Origin of the sequence: Mesorhizobium sp. M7D.F.Ca.US.004.01.2.1, assembly GCF_003997785.1 — a bacterium.
GTDB lineage: Bacteria > Pseudomonadota > Alphaproteobacteria > Rhizobiales > Rhizobiaceae > Mesorhizobium > Mesorhizobium loti.
The window spans coordinates 1-2,685 of sequence record NZ_RZRQ01000530.1 but is presented as its reverse complement, the minus strand read 5'-3'; the positions used below and the strand labels follow the sequence as shown (position 1 = coordinate 2,685).

1 protein-coding gene and 1 pseudogene are annotated in these 2,685 nt (G+C 63.5%); both read right to left on the bottom strand.

The features are described from left to right. A pseudogene (locus EN993_RS34250) lies at window positions 1–614 on the bottom strand (helix-turn-helix domain-containing protein); the annotation flags it as partial. A gap of 162 nt (window positions 615–776) precedes the next feature. Next, window positions 777–2,579, bottom strand: coding sequence for a chloride channel protein (locus tag EN993_RS34245; protein WP_127266088.1), 1,803 nt, complete (start codon window positions 2,577–2,579; stop codon window positions 777–779). Between the last annotated feature and the right edge of the window lie 106 nt (window positions 2,580–2,685).

The window sequence follows — 2,685 nt, the reverse complement described above, 5'->3', positions numbered from 1 at the left end:
ACGCTATAATCGGCAGGCGACGCAGGACGCCGCTCGGAACGCCAGACATTGAAGGTCGGACTTGTCTTGGGCGACAGGCCAGCGGCCTAGCGCCACGCGATGAACCGCTGGATGGTGGCGCCGAGCGTCGCCGGGTCGCCCCGATGCTCCATGATCGCCACCGGCGTCGGGGCCACATCGCGAATCGTCACGTCGTTAGTGGCAAAAGTCTTCTGCATGAGCTTGCTCCTAGCGTTGTCGAGAGGCCCGAAGGCCGCAAGCCACGGCTCCCAGTCGGGAGACTTCCGGAACGACGAAGGCGATTGTCCGAACCGTTGCCGAAAGGCGCGGGCGAAGGCATCCGGTGCATCGTAACCGGCATCCATCGCTATGTCCGTGACGCTTTGGGCGTCTCTGTAGGCCAGCCGGTACGAAGCGCGCTTCATACGGGCAAGCTGAACATAGCGATGCACGGACAACCCGAAGGTCGCCTTAAACTGCCGGTGGAAATGAAACTTCGAGAAGGCCGCGACACCGCTCAGCGTTTCCAGGTCCAGATCACTGCCAAGATGCCGGTCGATGTAGTCCAACACTCGCTGCATCCGCACATGGTAGTGCTGAAGCACTGCCTTCATCGTCCTTCCTCCGTGGCGGCTCCAACTAGTCGCTCATGGCCATAACGTGCTCGACCGATCTTGCGGTTTTGTCACGGGTCGCAGAACATCGCCAAGGACTGGGCACGCGCAATTTATGGACGAGCGGCGAAAGGGAGCGTTTGCGGCTGGAGAGTCTACAGCCTACAGGCCCTCGACCATTTCTGCCTTTTTCCTGCGTCTGGTGCCGAAGCCAAGCAAGGTCGAACGCTCGCGCTCCTCGGCCTGCTTCCTCGACCGCACGCGCATCAGATCCTTCCAGCCGACATAGCCGACCAGTTGCGAGCCTTCACGGGTGACGACGGGCAAATGGGAGACGTTGGCCATCAGCAGTTTGTCGGAAAGGCCTTCGAGATACTCATCCGGATAGGCGAGCGTCACCTTGCTCCCGGCCAGCAATTCGCCAAGCGTAGTGGTGCGGTGGGTGCCGGCACGGCGCCAGCGCAGGATCGCCGGCGGATCGATGAGGCCGAGCACCTGCCTGTTTTCATCGACCACCGGAAAGCTCGGATGCCGCGTCTCCGGTGCGGTCAGGAAGGCTACCGCGCCATGCAGCGTCATTGTCGCCGGCACGCTTTCGACCTGCGAAGTCATCACCTCACGCACCCTGGTCAGGGCGAAAGGGTCGACACGATATTCGCGCACGAGGTGGTGCCCTCGCCTGGCGATCTTTTCGGTCAGGATCGAACGCTTCATCAAGAGCACGGTGACGGCGTGCGCCGCCGCGCAGGCCGCGATCAGCGGCACCAGCACATGGGTGTTGCCGGTCAACTCGACCGCGAAGAAAGTGGCCGTCAACGGTGCACGCATCGTGCCGCCCATGGTGGCGGCCATCGCCAGCAGCGCCCAGAAACCCGGGTCCGCCGCCGGCAGGAAACCGGCGAGCACCGCCCCCATCGCCCCGCCCATGATCAGCAGTGGCGCGAGTACACCTCCCGACGTTCCCGAACCGAGCGCCACCGACCAGATGATGGCCTTGACCACCAGCAGGATGAGTGCGGCGGTGGCAAGCGTGTGGCCATCCAGCATGTCGGCGATGTTGTCATAGCCGACGCCGAGCGCCTGCGGTTCGATCAGCCCGCCAATGCCGACCACCAGACCGCCCAGCATCGGCCACCACATCCAGTGGATGGGCAGTTTCTGAAAACCGTCCTCGCAGGCATAGACCATCTGCGTCAGCAGTCCCGACAACAGGCCGGCCGCGACACCGATCGCCACCCAGCCGGCAAGGCCGACAAAGGACACCGCCATGCCTCCCTGGAACGGGAAGATCGGTCCGGGCAGATGCAGCATGGTGCGCTCGACCTCGGCGATAACAGCCGCGACCGCCACCGGAATGAAAGAGCGCGGCGTCCATTCGAAAAGCAGCAGTTCGACCGCCAGCATGATGGCCGCGATCGGTGTTCCGAAGACCGTCGTCATGCCCGCCGCCGCACCCGCCACCAGCAGCGTCTTGCGTTCGGTGTCGCTGACCGGCAGCATCTGCGCTATCAGCGAGCCGATGGCGCCGCCTGTCATGATGATCGGGCCTTCCGCGCCGAAGGGTCCGCCGGAGCCGATCGAGATCGCCGACGACAGCGGCTTCAGGATAGCCACCTTGGCGTCGAGTTTTGAGCGCCCCAGCAGGATCGCCTCAATGGCCTCGGGAATGCCGTGGCCGCGGATCTTCTCGCTGCCGAAGCGCGCCATCAGGCCGATGATCAGCGCACCGATCACCGGCACGATGACGGCGGCAAGCCCAAGAGGCGTATCCTCGAGTTTCAGATCGGCAAGCGAGAACTGGCCGAAATAAGCGATGTTGGTGGCCAGCCGGATCAGCTTCAACAGCGCGATGCCGGCAAACAGCCCGGCTGTCGCCACCACCACGGCAATGGCGGCAACGAGCAGCACCCTGGCATCCGTGGTGAAATCACGCAGATGCTCCGGGTTCGAGTGATGGGTCTTCATGGCAGTTCGCTTCCTGGCGGCGGGCCGTCTGTCGGATATGCGGCAAGGTCGAAGCGGCCAGCCGGGCTTGTCGATGGCTATGTATCGTAACACGATATAAATATTC